Source organism: Flavobacterium ardleyense (genome assembly GCF_042686085.1).
GTDB lineage: Bacteria > Bacteroidota > Bacteroidia > Flavobacteriales > Flavobacteriaceae > Flavobacterium > Flavobacterium ardleyense.
Genome location: NZ_JBHUOL010000022.1, coordinates 146,615 through 166,654 on the forward strand (window position 1 = coordinate 146,615; position 20,040 = coordinate 166,654).

Annotated in this window: 22 protein-coding genes; 19 read left to right on the forward strand and 3 right to left on the reverse strand. The window is 32.4% G+C overall.

What is annotated here, in order from left to right; translation table 11 throughout:
* Nucleotides 1-39: 39 nt before the first annotated feature.
* The 6 genes from ACFSX9_RS14515 to ACFSX9_RS14540 all read left to right on the forward strand — a co-directional run bounded on the left by ACFSX9_RS14515 (nt 40) and on the right by ACFSX9_RS14540 (nt 5,448).
* The gene (locus ACFSX9_RS14515) at nt 40-786 is read left to right on the forward strand and encodes a carboxypeptidase-like regulatory domain-containing protein (RefSeq protein WP_379808950.1); all 747 of its coding nucleotides are present in this window, start codon (nt 40-42) and stop codon (nt 784-786) included.
* 12 nt (nt 787-798) lie between these two features.
* A complete protein-coding gene (locus ACFSX9_RS14520; protein WP_379808952.1) occupies nt 799-1,614 on the forward strand; it encodes a hypothetical protein in 816 nt (271 codons plus the stop codon).
* Nucleotides 1,615-1,633: 19 nt separating this feature from the next.
* Nucleotides 1,634-2,128: a DUF6702 family protein gene (locus tag ACFSX9_RS14525; RefSeq protein ID WP_379808954.1), complete on the forward strand. Its 495-nt coding sequence runs from the start codon at nt 1,634-1,636 to the stop codon at nt 2,126-2,128.
* Nucleotides 2,129-2,143: 15 nt separating this feature from the next.
* Nucleotides 2,144-4,417 (forward strand): M1 family metallopeptidase, encoded by a 2,274-nt coding sequence (locus ACFSX9_RS14530; protein ID WP_379808956.1) that lies wholly within the window; start codon nt 2,144-2,146, stop codon nt 4,415-4,417.
* 96 nt (nt 4,418-4,513) lie between these two features.
* Nucleotides 4,514-4,858 carry a twin-arginine translocase TatA/TatE family subunit gene (locus tag ACFSX9_RS14535; RefSeq protein ID WP_379808958.1) on the forward strand — a complete coding sequence of 115 codons (345 nt, stop codon included), beginning with the start codon at nt 4,514-4,516 and terminating at the stop codon, nt 4,856-4,858.
* A gap of 2 nt (nt 4,859-4,860) precedes the next feature.
* Nucleotides 4,861-5,448: a phosphatase PAP2 family protein gene (locus tag ACFSX9_RS14540; RefSeq protein ID WP_379808960.1), complete on the forward strand. Its 588-nt coding sequence runs from the start codon at nt 4,861-4,863 to the stop codon at nt 5,446-5,448.
* Here ACFSX9_RS14540 and ACFSX9_RS14545 read toward each other — a convergent pair.
* Nucleotides 5,414-6,055 carry an O-methyltransferase gene (locus ACFSX9_RS14545; RefSeq protein WP_379808962.1) on the reverse strand — a complete coding sequence of 214 codons (642 nt, stop codon included), beginning with the start codon at nt 6,053-6,055 and terminating at the stop codon, nt 5,414-5,416. The two genes, ACFSX9_RS14540 and ACFSX9_RS14545, sit on opposite strands and share 35 nt — an antisense overlap.
* A gap of 93 nt (nt 6,056-6,148) precedes the next feature.
* Between ACFSX9_RS14545 and rlmN the strand changes: the two genes are divergently transcribed.
* From rlmN to dnaG, 7 genes are all read left to right on the forward strand, one after another.
* Entirely contained in the window at nt 6,149-7,189 is a 1,041-nt protein-coding gene (rlmN, locus tag ACFSX9_RS14550; protein ID WP_379808964.1) for a 23S rRNA (adenine(2503)-C(2))-methyltransferase RlmN, read from the forward strand.
* Nucleotides 7,190-7,579: 390 nt separating this feature from the next.
* Nucleotides 7,580-8,560, forward strand: coding sequence for a polyprenyl synthetase family protein (locus ACFSX9_RS14555; RefSeq protein ID WP_379808966.1), 981 nt, complete (start codon nt 7,580-7,582; stop codon nt 8,558-8,560).
* A gap of 163 nt (nt 8,561-8,723) precedes the next feature.
* Nucleotides 8,724-9,293 carry an RNA polymerase sigma factor gene (locus tag ACFSX9_RS14560; RefSeq protein ID WP_379808968.1) on the forward strand — a complete coding sequence of 190 codons (570 nt, stop codon included), beginning with the start codon at nt 8,724-8,726 and terminating at the stop codon, nt 9,291-9,293.
* On the forward strand, nt 9,280-9,972 hold the full coding sequence (locus ACFSX9_RS14565; protein ID WP_379808970.1) for a hypothetical protein: 693 nt from the start codon (nt 9,280-9,282) through the stop codon (nt 9,970-9,972). The genes ACFSX9_RS14560 and ACFSX9_RS14565 overlap by 14 nt, the downstream gene beginning before the upstream one ends.
* Nucleotides 9,973-10,040: 68 nt before the next feature.
* Complete coding sequence (locus tag ACFSX9_RS14570) at nt 10,041-11,648, forward strand: hypothetical protein (RefSeq protein WP_379808972.1); 1,608 nt, start codon at nt 10,041-10,043, stop codon at nt 11,646-11,648.
* 15 nt (nt 11,649-11,663) lie between these two features.
* Nucleotides 11,664-11,993: a hypothetical protein gene (locus ACFSX9_RS14575; protein WP_379808974.1), complete on the forward strand. Its 330-nt coding sequence runs from the start codon at nt 11,664-11,666 to the stop codon at nt 11,991-11,993.
* Between the two features lie 206 nt (nt 11,994-12,199).
* A complete protein-coding gene (gene dnaG, locus ACFSX9_RS14580; RefSeq protein ID WP_379808976.1) occupies nt 12,200-14,176 on the forward strand; it encodes a DNA primase in 1,977 nt (658 codons plus the stop codon).
* On the opposite strand, the gene ACFSX9_RS14585 is transcribed toward dnaG, so the two are convergent.
* Nucleotides 14,173-14,802, reverse strand: a complete 630-nt coding sequence (locus tag ACFSX9_RS14585) for a LuxR C-terminal-related transcriptional regulator (RefSeq protein ID WP_379808978.1) — start codon at nt 14,800-14,802, stop codon at nt 14,173-14,175. The two genes, dnaG and ACFSX9_RS14585, sit on opposite strands and share 4 nt — an antisense overlap.
* Before the next feature lie 79 nt (nt 14,803-14,881).
* On the reverse strand, nt 14,882-15,679 hold the full coding sequence (nadE, locus tag ACFSX9_RS14590; protein WP_379808980.1) for an NAD(+) synthase: 798 nt from the start codon (nt 15,677-15,679) through the stop codon (nt 14,882-14,884).
* 80 nt (nt 15,680-15,759) lie between these two features.
* Between nadE and gldB the strand changes: the two genes are divergently transcribed.
* The 6 genes from gldB to ACFSX9_RS14620 all read left to right on the forward strand — a co-directional run bounded on the left by gldB (nt 15,760) and on the right by ACFSX9_RS14620 (nt 20,016).
* Entirely contained in the window at nt 15,760-16,722 is a 963-nt protein-coding gene (gene gldB / locus ACFSX9_RS14595) for a gliding motility lipoprotein GldB (RefSeq protein WP_379808982.1), read from the forward strand.
* A gap of 62 nt (nt 16,723-16,784) precedes the next feature.
* Nucleotides 16,785-17,111, forward strand: a complete 327-nt coding sequence (gene gldC, locus ACFSX9_RS14600; protein WP_379808984.1) for a gliding motility protein GldC — start codon at nt 16,785-16,787, stop codon at nt 17,109-17,111.
* Nucleotides 17,112-17,266: 155 nt separating this feature from the next.
* Nucleotides 17,267-18,007: a GLPGLI family protein gene (locus tag ACFSX9_RS14605; protein ID WP_379808986.1), complete on the forward strand. Its 741-nt coding sequence runs from the start codon at nt 17,267-17,269 to the stop codon at nt 18,005-18,007.
* 4 nt (nt 18,008-18,011) lie between these two features.
* Nucleotides 18,012-18,752 carry a GLPGLI family protein gene (locus ACFSX9_RS14610; RefSeq protein WP_379808988.1) on the forward strand — a complete coding sequence of 247 codons (741 nt, stop codon included), beginning with the start codon at nt 18,012-18,014 and terminating at the stop codon, nt 18,750-18,752.
* A gap of 202 nt (nt 18,753-18,954) precedes the next feature.
* The gene (locus ACFSX9_RS14615; protein WP_379808990.1) at nt 18,955-19,221 is read left to right on the forward strand and encodes a hypothetical protein; all 267 of its coding nucleotides are present in this window, start codon (nt 18,955-18,957) and stop codon (nt 19,219-19,221) included.
* A 54-nt stretch (nt 19,222-19,275) separates the two neighbouring features.
* Nucleotides 19,276-20,016, forward strand: coding sequence for a GLPGLI family protein (locus ACFSX9_RS14620; RefSeq protein WP_379808992.1), 741 nt, complete (start codon nt 19,276-19,278; stop codon nt 20,014-20,016).
* The last annotated feature ends 24 nt before the right edge of the window (nt 20,017-20,040 follow it).

Genomic DNA, 20,040 nt, shown 5'->3' on the forward strand with positions numbered 1-20,040 from the left:
ATTGGCTACATTTACAGAAACATACGAAATCTTAAATAAATGATTAAACCTTTACTTTGCCTTTTATTTCTGTTGCCTTTACTAGTTTTTTCTCAAAATGACACCATAATAAGTGGTAAAATTGTGTCTGAATCTACTAATTTAGAAGGAATTCATGTGCTTAATATCTCTAAAAAAACGGGAGGAATTACAGAAGCTCGAGGATATTTTAAAATAAAGGTTGGAGTTAATGATACCCTTCAGTTTAGTGCGGTTCATTTGAAGGCAACGCAATACGTTATTAAGAAAAGAGATTTAAAAGCTGAATTAATTTTAGTAGAAATGAAATCCTTGATCAGTCAACTCGACGAAATTACAATCACAGAATATAAAAACATTAATGCAGTTTCTTTAGGAATTGTTCCTGCAAATCAAAGAACTTATACGCCTGCAGAGCGAAAGTTATATACTGCTGGTGACTTTAAATGGTACAGTCCTTTGTTTATTCCTCTTGGCGGAATGGATGTTGATGGGATGATTAATGCCATAAGCGGCAGAACGGCAATGCTAAAGAAAGAGTTTGTTGTAGAAAAAAAGGAGATGCTACAAGCAAAAACTTCCGATTATTTTGAACAAACTTATTTTACTGAAACCTTACATATCCCAGAAGAATATGTGCAAGGCTTTCTGTTTTATATAGCTGATAATGATGCTTACGCGAAGGCCATGAAGGCTAAAAATAAAACTATGGCTGCATTTCTTTTGTCAGGATTAGCTGTAGAATATCTTAAATTAAAAGAACTATAACTCTAATTATTTATGAGAAAAAGCTACATAATTTTACTCTTAATTTGCATCAGTCAAACTATTTTTGGACAAGAAATTGGTCGAAAAATATTGCGTGGTCGCATTGTTGCCGATTCCATCGAAGTAGAAAATCTTACAGTTTACAATATTTCATCAAATATTGGTGCAATTACCGATTTAGATGGTAAATTTTCAATAAACGCAAGGGCTACTGATACTTTGTATATTCAGGGTTTGTCTTATGATTCTAAGAAATATGTATTAACCGATAAGGATTTTTGGCTTCCGGTTTTAGAAATTAAATTAAAGGTAAGAATAACAGAATTAAACGAAGTGATCATAACTCCTTATACTTTAACAGGGATTTTAGAGGTAGATACCAAGCGCATTCAGGTGTATGGAGATGGGTTTTCAAAAATTGATGCAAAAGTTGTTAAAAATTATGAAGACGATGTTAGAACTAAAGCTCCACTTAATATAGCTTTATCAAATAATTTAGCACAGACAGGAGTTAATTTTATGCTTATTGGAAAAGGAATTGCAAATTTGCTGGGAATTAAAGGAAATTCAAAAGCGAATTCCGAACGCGTTTTCGAACAAAGGAGAATTAGATACATTCAATCTAAATCCTTTTCAGAACATATGCATGAAAGATTTTCCAACAATTTTTTTACTGAGACGCTGAAAATTAAAAACGAGTCTATTCCAATGTTTATGAGTTTTGCTGAATTAAATGTGTATGAGCTTTCGCCACTTTTAAAATCGGAAAATGAATTAAAATTGATTGAATATTTAGTCATAAAAGCCAAAGAATTTAAATTACAATAATAATGTTTAATTTTGTCCAATGAAAAAGAGTGTTTTGCTAGTATTTGCTGTGCTGTTCTTGAGTTCGTTTGCTGTACATAAATTTTATGTTTCGGTAACGCAAGTGGATTATGTGCCTTCAAAAAAGAGAATTGAAATTACTTCCCGAATTTTTATTGATGATTTTGAGAAAGCGTTGAATAAAAGATATAATAAAAAAGTAAATTTAACTTCAACAAGAGAATTGCCTGAAGCTGAAGAGTTGATTAAAGCATATTTGAAAGAAAAAGTTAAGATTTCAATTAATAAGAAACCACAAGAAATTGAGTTTTTAGCCCGAGAACTAGAAGGCGATGTGTTAATATTGTATACAAAAATTGCTATCTCAAAAAAAATAAATACCTTCGAAATCTATAACTCATTATTAACAGAAGTATATTCTGATCAACAAAATATAGTTCATACCAATATAAATGGTAACAAAAAAAGTCTTTTGATGACTAATACGGCATCAAAAGAAAAGATTGACTATTAAACGACCCGTACTATTATGAAAAAATCAATTGTATTCAGTGTATTTTTATCACTATCTGTTGCCTTTGGAGCAATTGCTCAAGAAGCGAAGAAGGATGAAAAGAAACAAGGACATTACAACGAAAACAAGTTTCGTCAAATGTATCAGGAAATGGCAACTCCTAATATGTTCAGAACGGCTTCTGGAGCACCAGGACCGGCTTATTATCAGCAAAAAGCAGATTATAAGATCAATGTAGAATTAGACGATAAAAATAAAAAAGTATCGGGGTCAGAAACCATTACTTATTTTAACAATTCGCCAGAAAATTTAGAATATTTATGGTTACAATTAGACCAGAATATTGAAAGAGCAGATTCAAAAACACCATTAATTGGAAATGAAGTCCTAGCTAAAACAATGACGACTGATGGTTTTGCTCAAAAATTCATTGAAAACCCTTTTCCAGGTGGATTCAATATTGAATATGTAAAAGATGCAAAAGGAAATCCATTAAAGTATACGGTGAATCAAACGATGATGCGTATCGATTTAGACAAACCTTTAAAGTCAGGTCAAAAAATTTCTTTTTCTCTTAAATGGTGGTACAATATCGTTAACTATCAAGTGCAAGCAAACAATGGTCGTTCCGGATATGAAGAATTTAAAGATGGCAACCGTTTGTATGTAATTGCACAGTTCTTTCCAAGAATGGCTGTTTATAATGATGTAGAAGGATGGCAAAATATGCAATTCTGGGGTGGTGGAGAGTTTGCTTTAGCTTTTGGAGATTATGAAGTTAATATTACGGTTCCAGCGGATCACGTAATGGAAGCAACAGGATCGTTACAAAATAGAAGCGAAGTTTATACGCCGGCTCAAGTAAAACGATGGGAATTAGCAGAAAAAACATTTGACAAACCAGTAATAATTGTAACGGAAGCGGAAGCAGTTGCAAAAGAAACTAGTTTTTCAGACCAAAAGAAAACATGGAGATTTAAAGCACAAAACGTACGGGATTTTGCTTTTTCTTCTTCAAGAAAATTTATGATTGATGCAATGGCGGTTGATTTACCAACTAACAAACCATTAGCAATTTCAATTTATCCAAAAGAAGCAAATCCACTTTGGGGAGATTTATCTACTAAAGCAGTAGCACATACAATTAAAACGTATTCACACCATACGTTTGATTATCCTTATCCAAAAGCAGTATCAGTTTCTGCAGAAGACCAAGGAATGGAATATCCAATGATTTGTTGGAACTACGGTCGTCCTGACGAAACTGGATTCGTAAGTGATAGAGTAAAGTATGGAATGCTTGGTGTAATTATTCACGAAGTAGGACATAATTTCTTTCCAATGATTGTAAATTCAGATGAAAGACAATGGACATGGATGGATGAGGGATTGAATACATTTTTAGAATATCTAACAGAAAGATCTTTTGATCCAAATTTCCCTGCAACAAGAGGACCAGCTAAAAACATTGTGCCTTACATGAAAGGAAATCAACAATATTTGGAGCCAATTATGTCAAACTCTGAAAATATTTACAATTTTGGTGCTAACGCATACGGGAAACCAGCAACAGGATTAAATATATTAAGAGAAACAATTATGGGTCACGAGTTGTTTGACCACGCTTTCAAAACATACGCAAATCGTTGGAAATTTAAACATCCAACACCGGAAGATTTCTTTAGAACAATGGAAGATGCTTCTGCAGTAGATTTAGATTGGTTTTGGAGAGGTTGGTTCTATTCAACAGATTTTACAGATATCGGAATCAAAGAAGTAAAACAATATTACGTTGTAGAACAGGATCCTAAAGATGCTAAACCACAATATAACAGAAGAGGAAGAAAGATTGGTGATGAAAATCAACCAATGCTTAAAATGGTTCTAGAAGGTTCAACTGATTTCAAACCAGAATTAGCAAAAGGATTTGATGCTTCAAAAGTGAAAGGTTTAAATGATTACTTGAATGACAATTATTCACAAGCAGAAATTAGTGCTATGCAATCGCCTAAATTCTTTTATGAAGTAGAGTTTGAAAAACCAGGAGGATTGATAATGCCAATCATTGTAGAGCTTCAATTTGAGGATGGAACTAGTGAAACACAAACGTTCCCGGCCCAGATTTGGAGAAAGAATAACGATTCAGCTAAAAGAGTTTTTGCTACCGCGAAAAAAGTAGTAAAATTCCAATTAGACCCTAAATTAGAAACAGCCGATATAGACGTAACTAATAATTTCTGGCCAAACGGAGCAGTAGAATCTAAGTTTGATAAATTAGATAAAAAATAATAAAAATGAGACTATCTTCGGGTAGTCTTTTTTTTTGATAGATTTAAGAAAATTAGTCTTTAAACTTTGTAACTTTGTGCTCTAAAATTTTCTATTATGTTTGATGGATTTTCAGAAGTATTACTAATTCTTGTCGTAGTATTGATGCTTTTCGGTTCTAAAGAAATACCAGATATCGCTAGGTTTTTAGGCAAAACAATGGCGCAATTAAAAAATGCGAGTAACGAGCTGAAGAGTGAAATACAAAACAGCGCAAAAGACAGTGGTTTAGACATAAATGAAATAACGGGCGGAATTTCAGAAGAAATAAACAAAGCCAAAGACGGTATGAATAAGATGATGAATCCTACGGATAATATAGACTTAGGCTTTCAAAATCCTATTGATAAAGTAAAAGAAGACATCGAAAGCATTACGGGACCCATTAAAAGACAACGCTAATTTTGGAACAATTACTTCAGTTAGACCAAAATCTATTGGTTTTTTTAAATGGATTAGGATCAGAGCCTTTTGATGCTTTTTGGAAAATAATAACCAAACAAGCGTACTGGGCACCATTTTTTCTAGCAGTTTTTTTTCTAATTCATAGAAAAGTAGGTTCTAGAAAATTTATAATTATTATTGTGTTCTTGGCATTATTAATTGCCTTTACAGATCAAATGACGAATCTTTTTAAATATACATTCCAAAGATTAAGACCTTGTAATGTGCCTGAATTAGATGGAATTATTCGTAAAGTCGTTACTAGAAAATCTTTTAGTTTCTTTTCTGGTCACGCTGCAAATTCTATGGCGTCAACTGTTTTTATTTTCTTAATTATTAGAAAATATTACAGAAACACATTTTTGTTATTTGCCTTTCCTTTAATTTTTGCTTACAGCAGAATTTATTTGGGATTACATTTTCCAGGAGATATTTTATCGGGTTATTTATTTGGAGCTATTGTTGGAATCGTATTTTATAAATTTCACGAACATTTTAGTGCTAAATATAAAATTACAAAACGCGAGTCACCGTTAGTCCATCCCTAATAGGCAATAAAACAGTTTCTACTCGTTTATCTTCGTTGATTAGCTTGTTGTAGTCTAATAATATTTGCGTGGTTTTATCGCTAGATTTTACTTCTTCAAGTACTTTTCCGCTCCACAATACATTATCGGATAAAATTATTCCGCCTTTATTCATTAAAGGAACAATCATATGGAAATATTCGATGTAATTTTCTTTATCTGCATCGATAAAAACCAAATCAAATTTTCGGTTTAAAGTCGGGATAACATCTAAAGCATCGCCTAAATGTTGGAAAATTTGATCTTTCCAAGGTGAAACATCAAAATATTTTTTCTGAAAATCTACTAATTCTTCGTTTACGTCAATCGTATCTAAAGTTCCATTTTCCGTTAAACCTTCAGCTAAGCATAAAGCAGCGTAACCAGTATAAGTTCCGATTTCTAAAATAGTAGTTGGTCGAATAATCTTCGACAACATACTCAAAACCCTTCCTTGAAAATGGCCACTCAACATTCTTGGTTGCAACACTTTTTGATGTGTTTCTTTGTTTAATTTGGCTAATAATTCAGGTTCAATTTGGGAGTGATTAGCAACGTAATCTTCTAATTCTTCAGATATAAAATGCATAAAAAATAAATTTCAGTAGGCAAAAATACAAATTCCAAATCTTCTTAGTTCTAATTTCTTCCTTCTAATTTCTAAATTGATTACTTTTGTACCATGCAAACGGAGAAAAAAGACATACGAGCACTTTCGAAAGAACAATTACGCCAATTTTTTGTTACAAACGGAGACAAACCCTTTCGTGGTAATCAAGTTTATGAATGGCTGTGGAGCAAACGCGCTCATACTTTTGAAGACATGACAAATCTTTCAAAAGAAACACGTGCCATTTTGGAAGAAAACTTTGTAATCAATCACATTAAAGTCGATACGTTACAAAGAAGTGAAGATGGAACCGTTAAAAACGCAATACGTCTGCACGATGATTTAATCGTAGAATCTGTTCTAATTCCGACCGAAACTAGAACAACAGCTTGTGTTTCTTCACAAGTGGGTTGTAGTTTGGATTGTAGTTTTTGTGCTACAGCACGATTAAAACGCATGCGAAACTTGGAACCAGGCGAAATCTACGACCAAGTTGCCGCGATCGATAGCGAAAGCCGTTTGTATTACGACCGACCTTTATCAAATATCGTTTTTATGGGAATGGGCGAGCCGTTGATGAATTATCCAAATGTAATGAAAGCGATTGATATGATTACTTCAACCGAAGGTTTGGGAATGTCGCCAAAAAGAATCACGGTTTCTACCTCAGGAATTCCAAAAATGATTAAAAAAATGGCCGATGATGAGGTAAAATTCAAATTAGCAGTTTCCTTACATTCAGGAATCGAAGAAATTCGAAACGAAATTATGCCTTTTACAAAAAACTTTCCGTTGACAGATTTGCGCGAAAGTTTAGAATATTGGTATAAAAAAACAAAAAGCAAAATCACTTACGAATACGTGGTTTGGAAAGGAATAAACGACGATAAAAAATCGATTGATGCCTTAGTGAAATTTTGCAAATATGTGCCTTGTAAAGTAAATCTAATTGAATACAACCCGATTGATGATGGCAGATTTCAACAAGCTTCCGAAGAAGTAACCAACGCTTATATTGCCGCTTTAGCTAAGAACAATATCGTTGCAAAAGTCAGAAGAAGCCGTGGAAAAGACATCGATGCAGCTTGCGGTCAATTGGCAAATAAATCTTAATTTATATTAGAATTTCGACGATTTTTGAATTTAGTAACTATTGTCATTCTGAACTCGTTTCAGAATCTAGTCAATAGCATCTATTTATATTAAAATCTCACTGGTTTTGTCATTCTGAATTTAGCAACTATTGTCATTCTGAACTCGTTTCAGAATCCAGTCAATGTTCTATATTTATTTTAGAACCTCACCGATTTTGTCATTATGAACTCGTTTCAGAATCTCTATACTTTTAAGTTGAAGCCAATCCAGCTATCCACTATATCTTTTTTAAATTGCCTCGGGTTTTAGCAACCCAAGGCAATTTAAAAAAGGATGCCGTTCCTATCTGGGCTAAAAAACGGGTATTGCTTTGTTCTCATTGTTGTTTTAATTACTTTTGTAATCACAATGAAAATAACCGAACAAATAAAGCTACCGATAGCCGCTGAAATGGAACTTTTTGAAGAGAAGTTTCGCGATTCAATGTCTTCAAAAGTGGCGTTGTTAAACAGAATTACCCATTATATCGTAAACCGAAAAGGAAAACAAATGCGACCTATGTTTGTTTTCTTAACCTCAAAAATGGTTTCCGACGGACTGGTCAATGATCGTACCTACAGAGGCGCTGCTGTTATTGAATTAATTCATACCGCTACTTTGGTGCATGATGATGTTGTAGACGATAGTAACAAACGTCGTGGTTTCTTTTCATTAAATGCACTTTGGAAAAATAAAATTGCTGTTTTAGTCGGCGATTATCTACTTTCAAAAGGCTTATTACTTTCAATTGATAATAACGATTTCGATTTATTAAAAATTATATCGGTTGCCGTTCGCGAAATGAGTGAAGGCGAATTGCTTCAAATTGAAAAAGCACGCCGACTTGATATTACAGAAGATATTTATTACGAAATCATCCGTCAAAAAACGGCTACTTTAATTGCAGCTTGTTGTTCGCTTGGGGCTTGTTCTGTAGTTCCAGAAGATACTGTTGTGGTGGAGAAAATGCGAAAATTTGGGGAATTAATCGGGATGGCATTTCAAATTAAAGATGATTTATTCGATTATACGGATGAAGCCATCGGAAAACCAACCGGAATTGACATCAAAGAACAAAAAATGACTTTACCGTTAATTTATGCTTTGAACCATTGTACGCCTAAAGAAAAGAAATGGGTAATTAATTCGGTTAAAAACCACAACAAAGACAAAACACGCGTAAAAGAAGTAATCCAATTCGTAAAAAATAAAAACGGACTACTTTACGCGGAAGAAAAAATGATAGTCTTCCAGCAAGAAGCACTTGTACTATTGCAAGACTTTCCACAATCACCTTATAAGGATGCTCTTATTCTTATGGTGAATTACGTTATTGAAAGAAAGATATAAGCAATAATAAATTAAAACTTCAAAAGATTCTACGATAGTAAAAGTGGAATTTCGAATTTTTTTATCAAAATTTATATCTTCATGCAACCTTTTTAAATTCATTCTCGTCTATATAAGTAGAAGCAAGATTCTAAATTCAGAATTCTAATTTCTAAATTCACTAATGAAGGTTATACAATTACATCAAAAAGAAAAGCAATTAATTGAATTGGCTGTCGAAAATAATCGGCAAGCGCAACAGCAGATTTATGCTAAATTTTCTCCAAAGATGTTGAGTGTGTGTCGACAATATATAAAAGACATTCACCACGCCGAAGATGTTATGATTACCGGATTTATGAAAGTGTTTACAAATTTGAAAAGCTTCGAACATAAAGGCAGTTTTGAAGGTTGGGTCAGAAGAATTATGGTTTTTGAATGTATTGATTTTCTTCGTGTTAAAAAGAATGATTTCAACCACAAAGACATTGAAGATGTCACAATTAATGAAAGCGAGTCGGGATATGAAATGGAAGAGTTTTCAGTAGATGATATTCAAAATCTCATTGATAATTTACCCGATGGTTATAAAATGGTGTTTAATTTATATGCAGTGGAAGGATACAAGCATCAGGAAATAGCTCAAATGCTCAAAATTAGCGAAGGCACATCAAAATCACAATTATCGCATGCAAGAAAAGTGTTGCAAATCCAAATCACCGAATTAAAAAACAAACAAAATGCAGTCAAATAAATTAGATAATCAAATACGAGAAAAGCTGAATGCTAGAGAAATCGTGCCTAGTGCAAAATCTTGGGACCGATTAGATGCCATGCTTTCTGTTAAAGAAGAGAAGAAGCCTAAAAAAGGATTCCTTTGGTTGTACATCGCCGCTTCTTTTTTTGTGTTCTTTGGCTTAGGAATTTTTCTCTTTAATTCAGACGAAACTTTAGAAGTTAATCATCAAATCCCTGTAATAGTAGAGGTTGAGAAGGCTATTGAATCTGATGAAACGACTAAAACTGACAAGATTGTAATTGAATCGCAACAACCTGTTTTAGTTCAGAACGAAAATAAATCAGTTAATAAAGACAATTCAATTAAAGACGAATTGATTAAGAAAAGTTCAATTGCTTCGAATATAACAGATCATAACCAACAGCAGCTAACCGACAACCGACAACTGATAGCTAAAGATTCTTACAAATACGTATCACCAGAGAACTTACTAGCGGAAGTACAGAACGAAGAAATAACATCGTATTCTGCGAGTAAAATCAATCCTAAATCATCGGTAAAAGTAGATGCTAATGCTTTGCTTTCTACTGTTGAAAAAGAATTAGACGTTTCCTACAGAGAAACAATTTTAGATAAATTAAACAAGAATTTTAAGGTTGTGAAAACAGCAATAGTTAATAGAAATTACGACTAAATGAGGCTTTTTATAACTTCATAAATCAATCATCAATAAATCAATCATCAATCAAAAATCGAACAATTATGAACAAAGTTATCCTTTACATCGTTATTCTCTTGTTTTCATTTATTACGAAAACAGTAGCGCAAACAGTAGCTATCAAAGATTCAGTAAGCTGGAGTTTCAAACAAAATGAATCTCAAAGTTATGAAATTGGCCCAACAAAAGATCAAATTTATTCCAATCAAGAGGTTTACACAATAAAATCGATTAAATCAAAAATTGAAAGATTTGGAAATATAATGAAAACTGTAGATGCTAATCCATACCAAGGGAAAACAGTTAAAATGACTGGTTATGTTAAAAGTGAAAACGTAAAGTCATGGGCCGGAATGTGGATGCGTGTTGATTTCTATTCAAGTAAAGAGCTTGCTTTTGATAATATGCAGCAAAGAGGAATAAAAGGAACAACAGACTGGACAAAGTATGAAGTTGTATTATTCGTTCCTGAATTTGCAACATCTATTTCTTATGGAGTACTACTAGCTGGAACAGGCCAAATTTGGATGAAGGATATTTCATTAGAAGTAGTTAGTGATACTGTAGCAGAAACTGGAACTATTAAGGGAAGAAATCAAAAATCACCCTCGTTTGAAGATAGAGCTAATGAAATTAGTAATCAAATTGAAGAGATTACAACCAAAGAAAAAGAGGCGCTTAAAAAAGAAGTTGAAGAAATCGACGCTCAAATAATTGCAGGTGAAATTTCAGCTGAGACAGGGAAACAATTGAAGACTAAAGCGGCTTCTGAAAGAGCAAATAACATAGAAACAAAAGTAGCTGTTGAAGAAGCTAAGTTGGCTCAATTGGTTAAAGACAAAGTCGATGGAAAGCTTTCAGATGCAAATGATTCTTCAAAAAGAGGTGGAACAACAATTTATCTAGGTGGAAACTCTAAAGATTCGATCGGAAAAAACAGAACTGAAATTAATATTGGCGGAATGAAAATTTACAAAGGAGAAGAAGATAAAATGGAGCGAAAATCCAGAAGAACAACTTCTCAATTTGTTTTTGCAATGGGTATTAATAATGTTATTACAGAAGGAGAAAACCTAGAGAATTCAGATTTTAGAGTTTTAGGTTCGCATTTTTATGAATGGGGAATGACTCTGAATTCAAGGATTTTAAAAAACAACAATTTATTACATGCTAAATATGGTTTGTCATTGCAGTACAATAATTTGCGTCCAACTGACAATCGTTATTTTGAAACGAATGGAAATCAAACAGACTTAGTTGTGGCAACAAATCATTTAAATGATTCCCGTTTTAGAAGTGTCTATTTAACGGCTCCAGTTCATTTAGAGTTTGATTTTACACCGAAGAAACTTTCAGCAGACGGAACAAAAACATCTTTCAGAATACACCAATCATTTCGTTTAGGAGTTGGAGGTTATGCAGGTGTTCGCCTGAAGTCAAAACAAATTATAAAATATGAATTAGACGACCTTAAAATCAAAGACAAACAAAAAGGAGATTTCAATGTTTCCGACTTTAATTATGGATTAAGTGCGTATGTTGGTTACGGTCAGACAAGTCTATATGTTAAATATGACTTAAATTCAATGTTCAAGAACAATAATATAGAACAGAACAACGTTAGTTTAGGTATACGTTTCGATTTCAACTAATTAAGAGTATAAGTTATGAATAAATTAGCGGGAATTATAGTAGTTTTTCTACTTACAAGTTGTGGATTTCAACATATTAAATTTAATGATGAAGACGAAATTAAAAGAGCTGTAAAAGTAGGAGATGATTATCATAACGAATTAAAGCAAAAACAAGAAATAACTGATTTTAAATTAGTTTCGGTAGAAAATACTAAAGTTTTTGTTGGTAAGGGAAATGACACTATCAAGCAAGTTTATGAAATGATATATGAAATTGAAAATGACAATAAAAAAGAGAACGTTTTAGTAAAGTTTAAAAAGACAAAAAATAAATTTGAAGCAAAATCAGAAGCCATAAATTAAATTAATGAGTTAGTTTCGATTTAAGATAAATTTGGGTTAGGTTAAGTTATCTGTTTTGAAAAAGCACTTCTTTAATGAGGTGCTTTTTTGTTTTTGTCAAGGTTTTTGTTTTCCTACTCATTTACTATTTAAAAACTTTGTAACTTTGAAATCGATTTTATGGAACCTTAAAATCCAAATTCTGAAATCTCAATATCCCGAAAAATTTGATTACAAAAGACACTATAGAAAAAGTATTTGAAACCGCCCGAGTAGAGGAGGTAATTGGTGATTTCGTACAATTAAAACGTGCTGGAAGTAATTTGAAAGGATTAAGCCCGTTTGTAAACGAGAAATCTCCTTCGTTTATGGTTTCTCCTGTAAAGCAAATTTGGAAAGATTTTTCATCTGGGAAAGGCGGAAATTCTGTTACTTTTTTAATGGAACACGAGCATTTCACATATCCAGAAGCTATAAAATATTTAGCAGCAAAATACAATATTGAAGTCGAAGAAACCCTTCAAACGGATGAAGATATGGCTCAGGCCAATGAAAAGGAAAGCATGTATTTGGTTTCCGAATTCGCACAAAAATATTTTCAGCACACTTTATTAGAGTCGGAAGAAGGAAAAGCAATTGGACTGTCTTATTTCAAAGAGCGTGGTTTTACTTCCGATACTATTAAGAAATTCGGACTAGGTTATTCGCCTGAATCTTGGGATGCTTTTACTAAAGAAGCCCTTGGGAAAGGTTATAAATTAGAATTTTTAGATAAAACAGGGCTTTCAATTGTAAAAGAAGACAAACAATTTGACCGATTCAAAGGTCGTGTGATGTTTCCAATTCAAAGTATGAGCGGTCGTGTTTTAGGTTTTGGTGGAAGGATTTTGACCAATGATAAAAAAGCAGCGAAATACCTGAATTCACCAGAAAGTGATATTTACCACAAGAGTAAAGTATTGTACGGAATTTTCCATGCAAAGCAAGCAATGGCAAAGCTAAATAACTGTTATTTAGTGGAAGGTTATACTGATGTTATTCAAATGAATCAATCTGGAATTGAGAACGTAGTTTCTTCTTCAGGAACTGCCTTGACTGCTGATCAAATTCGTTTGATAAATCGTTTAACACCAAATGTTACCGTACTTTTTGATGGTGATGCAGCCGGACTTCGTGCGTCGATTCGTGGAATTGATTTAATTTTGGAAGCAGGAATGAATGTAAAAGTTTGTTCGTTTCCTGATGGTGATGATCCCGATAGTTTTGCGAGAAAAAACAATCAAGAATCACTTTTAGCTTATTTTGAAGAGAATTCGAAAGATTTTATTCAGTTTAAAGCTTCTTTATTAATGCAAGATGCCAAAAATGATCCTATAAAAAAGGCAGATTTGATTCGTGATATGGTGGTTAGTATTTCAAAAATTCCAGATCGCATTAAGCGTGAGGTATATATCCAAGAATGTTCCAGAATTATGGATATTTCCGAAGATGTACTGTTTAATACGCTAGCGCAATTGGTTAAAAAAGATTTAACTGAAGCCAATAAAGAATATAAGAAAGATCAAAAAGCTTTTGAAGTAGTAAAGAATGATAGTTCTCAGTCTTCTGCTAAAGTTGATATTCAGTACGAATTAGAGCAAAAGATAATAGAAATTCTATTGCTTTATGGAAGCAAAGAAGAGCAGTTTGAAGATATTGTTTTAGCTAATAATGAAGAAGGTGCATTGGTTGAGGTGAAAGAAACCAAACCTTACAAAGTGTACCAACGCATTTATTTAAGTCTGCAAGAAGACGAAGTGGAACTAGCGAATCCAATTTTCAGAGCTATTTACAATCACTTGATTGCTTATTACAATGAAAATGAAAATTTTGAGCTGGACAAATATCTTATGCATTTGCCTGGAGAATTAGCGCAGGAGGTTACTTCCGTTCTAATGAACGAAGAGCGCGAAGTATTGCATAATTGGGAAGTGCAACAAATTTATGTAAAGCAAAAAGACGCTACTATCAGTCAGTATGTTACAGAAACAATTATTACGCTTCGTTGGTATTTGGTAAATAATATCATCGATGACTTAAAGAAAGATCTTGTAACAGGTGAAAATTCTGATAACAGAGAAACATTAGAAATGGTTATGGCTTATTTGGGGCTAACGCATATTTTCTCTAATAGTTTAGGAAGAGTATTATCCAGATATAATTAAATCACATCTAAATCTTTAGCTTTCTTCAATAAATCTACTAAGTTACTAACGTTTAATTTGGCTAACAATCGCAGTTTATAAGTACTAATCGTCTTCTCGTCTAAGCCTAAAATTTGTGCTACTTCTTTGTTTTTCTTTCCGTCATTTAAGTAACGCAAAACTTCAATCTCTCTAGTAGATAATTTCTTGAATAAGCGATCTGCTTTTTTTCCTTTGCCTAAAAATTCAATTGCTTTTTTTACTGAATCACTTAGAACTACTCCATTTTCAGCAACTTTTATAAGTGTGTGTTCTAGATCTTTTAATTCAGTGTTTTTTGGAACGTACGCAGAAACCCCAGCTTTTATGGCTGTTGGAGCATACATTTGTTCTGAAACCGAAGTAAAAAGTACAATTTTTGTTTCAGGATAATCTTTGATTAAACTTTTAACATCTCTTATGCTGGCTAAACCTTCTAATTCGATGTCTAAAATCAAAATAGCACAAGATTTATTGTTTAAAAGATGCAATAAAGATTCTAAATTTCGAACCGAAGCTATAACTTCAAATTTGGAATTCCCATAAAAATACGACTGTAGTCCGTGTGCTACAACCGGGAAACTATCTGCAATACATATTTTTATCATAGTTAAAAGATTACATTAATTACAACATCTTATCAAAGTTAGTGAAAAAAATGTATTTTATGTTTAATTATTTTTTAAATTATATAAAAATTCTACAAATAGGAATGGGTTGCATTTTGTGTTGGTTAATTGTATTTAGTCTTTTATATATTTTAAAAACTTCGGCTTCTCGTCCTTCGAAATCATTTAGTGTTTTCCCGTTTTCATCATTATGCATCGCCCATTCTAATTCGTCATAATTCGCGCCAATTTGATCTTCATCACTTCGATCATCGCCAAATAATCCATCAGTTGGTTTGGCATTTAAAATGCTTTGTGGTACTTCTAAATAAGCCGATAATTCGTGTACTTCGCTTTTCATTAAATCCCCAATCGGACTAATGTCAACGCCACCGTCACCATATTTTGTAAAGAAACCTACTCCAAAATCTTCCACTTTATTTCCGGTTCCTGCAACTAGTAAACTGTGAATTCCAGCAAAATAGTAGAGAGTCGTCATACGTAATCTTGCACGAGTATTTGCTAGAGACAAATTCAAAAGTGCATCATTTTCAGAAGTAGGAACTGCCATTTTAAAGCTTTCGAAAATTGGAGTTAAATCTGCTTTTTCATTGGTTACATTTGGAAAGCGCTCTTTTAATTGTGCGATATGTTCATTTCCCCTGCTTACATGACTTTCAGCTTGATGAATTGGCATTTCCACACATAACGTAGGTAAACCTGTTTGTGCGCACAAAGTAGAAACCAATGCGCTGTCAATACCACCCGAAATTCCGACAACAAAACCTTTCACTTTTGCGTTAATAGCATAATCAAGTAACCATTCAACAATGTGCTGATTTATTTTTTCGGCCTGGAAACGAGTAGAATTTGTCATTATTTTATGAGAATTTGTGAGTCGATAACTGTATATTTGCAACCGATTTTAGATTTGATAAAAATATAAAAATACGCTTTATGAAACAATTATTATTTGTTGTTATTGCAGCTTCCTTTTTTTCGTGCAAAAACGAAACTAATGTAGAAGAAGTTGTGGCAAAAATTCCTGCGGAATTCAAAGTAGAACGCTTTGATCAAGTTTTTTATGGCTCCAAGCCCGAAGATTTACCGCAAATTAAAGCAAAATATCCTTTCTTTTTTCCGGAAGGCAATCAAGATTCAGTTTGGGTAAACAAATTGAGCGATCCATTATTAAGAGAATTGTACACGGAAGTGCAGCGAAAATATTCGAATTTAGATAAAGTTGAAACGGATTTAAAGAAATTATTTCAGCATGTTGAGTATTATTTTCCAAAATATAAAACGCCTAGGGTTATTACTTTAATCAATGAAGTAGATACGGAAGCGAAGTCTTTTTACTTAGATTCATTGGTTTTGGTTTCTCTAGATTGTTATTTAGGTAAAGACCATCGCTTTTATGTCGATTTTCCTGAATTTAAGAAAGTTGAATTGGAAGAAAGTCAAATCTTACCTAATTTAGTTTCGAGCTTTAGTTATGGAAAAATAGCAACACCCACGGATAGAACTTTATTAGCAGCAATGATTTATTACGGAAAAGAATTGTATCTTAAGGATAAGTTGATTCCTGAATATTCTGATGCGAATAAAATTGGTTACACGGATTTGCAATTGCAATTTTGTGAATTAAACGAATATCAAATGTGGAGTAGTTTAGTGGAAAATAAATTATTGTACGATTCTAATCCTAAAAGTGAACAGCGATTCATCAATCCGGCACCATTTTCAAAATTCTATTTAGAAATAGATAATCAAACTCCGGGGAGAGTAGGGCAATGGCTAGGATGGCAAATTGTTAGAAGCTATATGGAGAATAACTCCAAAACTACTTTAGAAGATTTATTAGCGTTAAACGCGAAGACAATTTTTGAAAACTCAAAATACAAACCAAAGAAAAACTAATATTTTTCACTTTATAATAATCCTGCAACATTGTAAACAGTTGCACTAAAATCATCATAAATATGAAAACATCAGATATAAAAATCACCGTAGGTTTAGACGAAAATAATGTGCCTGACAAATTATTGTGGACAGCAGAAGACGGTGGCATCGAACAAGAAGAAGCAAAAGCAATTTTATTGTCTGTTTGGGATAGTAAAAAGAAAGAAACACTTCGTATTGATTTGTGGACAAAAGAAATGCCAGTAGATGAGATGAAGCAATTTTTCCATCAAACGCTAGTGGCAATGGCTGATACTTTTGAACGCGCCACAGCTGACGAAAAGATGTCTGACACAATGCGTGATTTTTGTGAATATTTCGCAGAAAAGCTGGAGTTAAAAGCATAACAAAAAAAGTCGTTAATTTTGAATTAGCGATTTTTTTTTGATTTTTGATTTTGAACACAAAGTTTAGGAAGGTTGATTTTGTTTTGTTGTTTTGTTTTTATTTCTTTGGCGCTAGGTTTACAGCATAAGTTCGAGACAAAATCTTAAAATAATCTATGAAATATATAATTGCTATAGTGTTAATGTCCTCTTTTTACTCTTTCTCACAAATAAAAAATGGAGTGGTTACATATGGAGTACAAAAAAATTTAATCGAAGAATTTAAGAATAAAGAATATTTAAGTGAATTTGATAGAGAGGCTACAGAAGTGGCGCCTTCAATAGTATTCAATCTTTTTTTTAATAAGGCAGAAGTAGGTTTTAGTGTAAAGGAAATTACTTTACCAGAAAATCAAACTGTTACTGATATGACATATCTCATTGGTTTTACAGAAAAAATTTATGAAAACAAGAAGAAAAAAATCTATCGTACTTATTCTAATAGTTCTAGAATAGGAGAGGTAGTAAATGTAGATTCCTTACAATACAAGTGGACAATAACCAGTGAAACCAAAGAAATTAATGGTTATAACTGTTATAAAGCAACTACTCCACAGTTTGGGGATAATGGGGCAATAGCGTCGAAATATGATATAACCGCATGGTTTACACCTAAAATACCCGTTCCTTATGGTCCTAATGGTTATGGAAATTTACCCGGATTAATCTTAGAATTACAATCTTTTTATAGTGTTCTTTATGTAAAGACAATCGATTTAAACTTAAAGGAAGATCCTAAAATTGATAAATTAGAAAACTATCCGCAATTGACAGAGGATGAAATAATTAAATACATGACGAGTACTTTGACGCCAGAGCAGAAAAAAGCTGTGATGGATAGTAAACGAATAAAATAATTTTATGAAATATACATTAGCTTTAGCACTTTTTTCCTCTTTTTTTTGTTTTTCACAAATAAAAAATGGAGTGGTTACTTACGGGATACAAAAAAATATAAACGAACTATACAAGAATAATGAATATTTAAGTGCAGGTGATAAAGAAGCTACGGATGTTGCGCCTTCAGTGGTATTAAGTCTTTCTTTTAATAAAACGGAAGCAGGATTTAAGGTAAAAGATATCGAATTACCAGAAGGTAAAGCTATTGATGACTTTAGTTCTTATCTTGATTTTAATGAAAAGATTTATGAAAATAGAAAAAGAAAGATTTACAGAAGTTATTTTAATAGTCTTAGACTTGGAGAAGTAATAAAAACAGATTCTTTGCAGTACAAATGGACAATCACTAGTGAGACAAAAGAAATCAACGGTTATATTTGTTACAAAGCTACATCTCCAAAATATAGAGAGGGAGAAATATTAGACTCAAAATTTACAATAACAGCTTGGTTTACACCTAAAATCCCAGTTCCTTATGGTCCTAATGGTTATGGAGAATTACCCGGCTTAATCTTGGAATTACAATCTTTCACAAGTGTTCTTTATGTAAAGACTATCGATTTAAACTTAAAGGAAGATCCTAAAATTGATAAATTAGAAAACTATCCGCAATTGACAGGTGATGAAATTATTAAATACATGATGAGTTCTTTGACGCCAGAGCAGAAAAAAGCCGTGATGGATAGTAAACGAATAAAGTAACAGAAATTCAATAAGATTTTTATTTAAGTAAAACTCTTTCTAATAATATTTTTTACAATTCAATAGATAAGATTGTTAACTTAAAATTAATCAGGTTATATTTGTTAAAATTTGGTTAATTGTTTTAAAATATCATTTTTTTTTTTTCAATTTTGAAGCGTTATAACAAAAAAACAAATTTTAAATTTTACAAAAACAAATTATGAAAAAAATCATTTTTACAGCTTTTGCTGTTTGTGCATTTTCTACTGCTACTTTTGCAGTGGAGGTAAAAGAAGTTGCTGTGGATGTTGTTGTTAACCCTGGTTGCGATGCAGCGTGGATTGCAGTTTATCATGACTATTACACTAGTGGTAGTACACGTCAGGAGGCAAGGGATAAAGCTGATATGGTAGAAAGAGCTTGCAAAAATGCGCTTAAAAAAGATGCTGGAGTGGAAGAAGCTTCTGATTCAACAACGCAACAATAAACATAGGATTACTGGCTTTAATTTTTAGAGCCAGTAGTTTTTTAAAAATAATTTATGAAATATATATTCACTTTAGCCCTTTTAACCTCTTTTTACTCTTTCTCACAAATAAAAAATGGAGTGGTTACTTATGGGATACAAAAAAATATAAACGAACTATACAAGAATAATGAATATTTAAGTGCGGGTGACAAAGAAGCTACGAATGTTGCACCTTCAGTGGTGTTAAGTCTTTCTTTTAATAAAACGGAAGCCGGATTTAAGGTAAAAGATATCGAATTACCAGAAGGTAAAACAATTCGTGATTTTAGTTCTGATCTTGATTTTAATCATAAGATTTATGAAAATAGAAAAAAAAAGATTTACAGAAGTTATTTTAATAGTTTTAGAATTGGGGAAGTAGTACAAACTGATTCTTTGCAATACAAATGGACAATTACCAATGAAACCAAAGAAATTAGCGGTTATATTTGTTACAAAGCAACATCTCCAAAATATCGAGAGGGTGAGATATTAGATTCAAAATTTGCAATAACAGCTTGGTTCACACCGACAATCCCAGTTCCTTATGGTCCTAATGGTTATGGGAAATTACCTGGTTTAATCTTAGAATTACAATCTTTTAAAGCTGTTCTTTATGTCAAGACTATTGATTTAAATTTAAAGGAAGATCCTAAAATTGATAAATTAGAAAACTATCCGCAATTAACAGGCGATGAAATCGATAAATACAGTATGAGTTCTTTGACGCCAGAGCAGAAAAAAGCCGTGATGGATAGTAAACGAATAAAGTAAAATAGTGCTGACAAGAAGATTTTT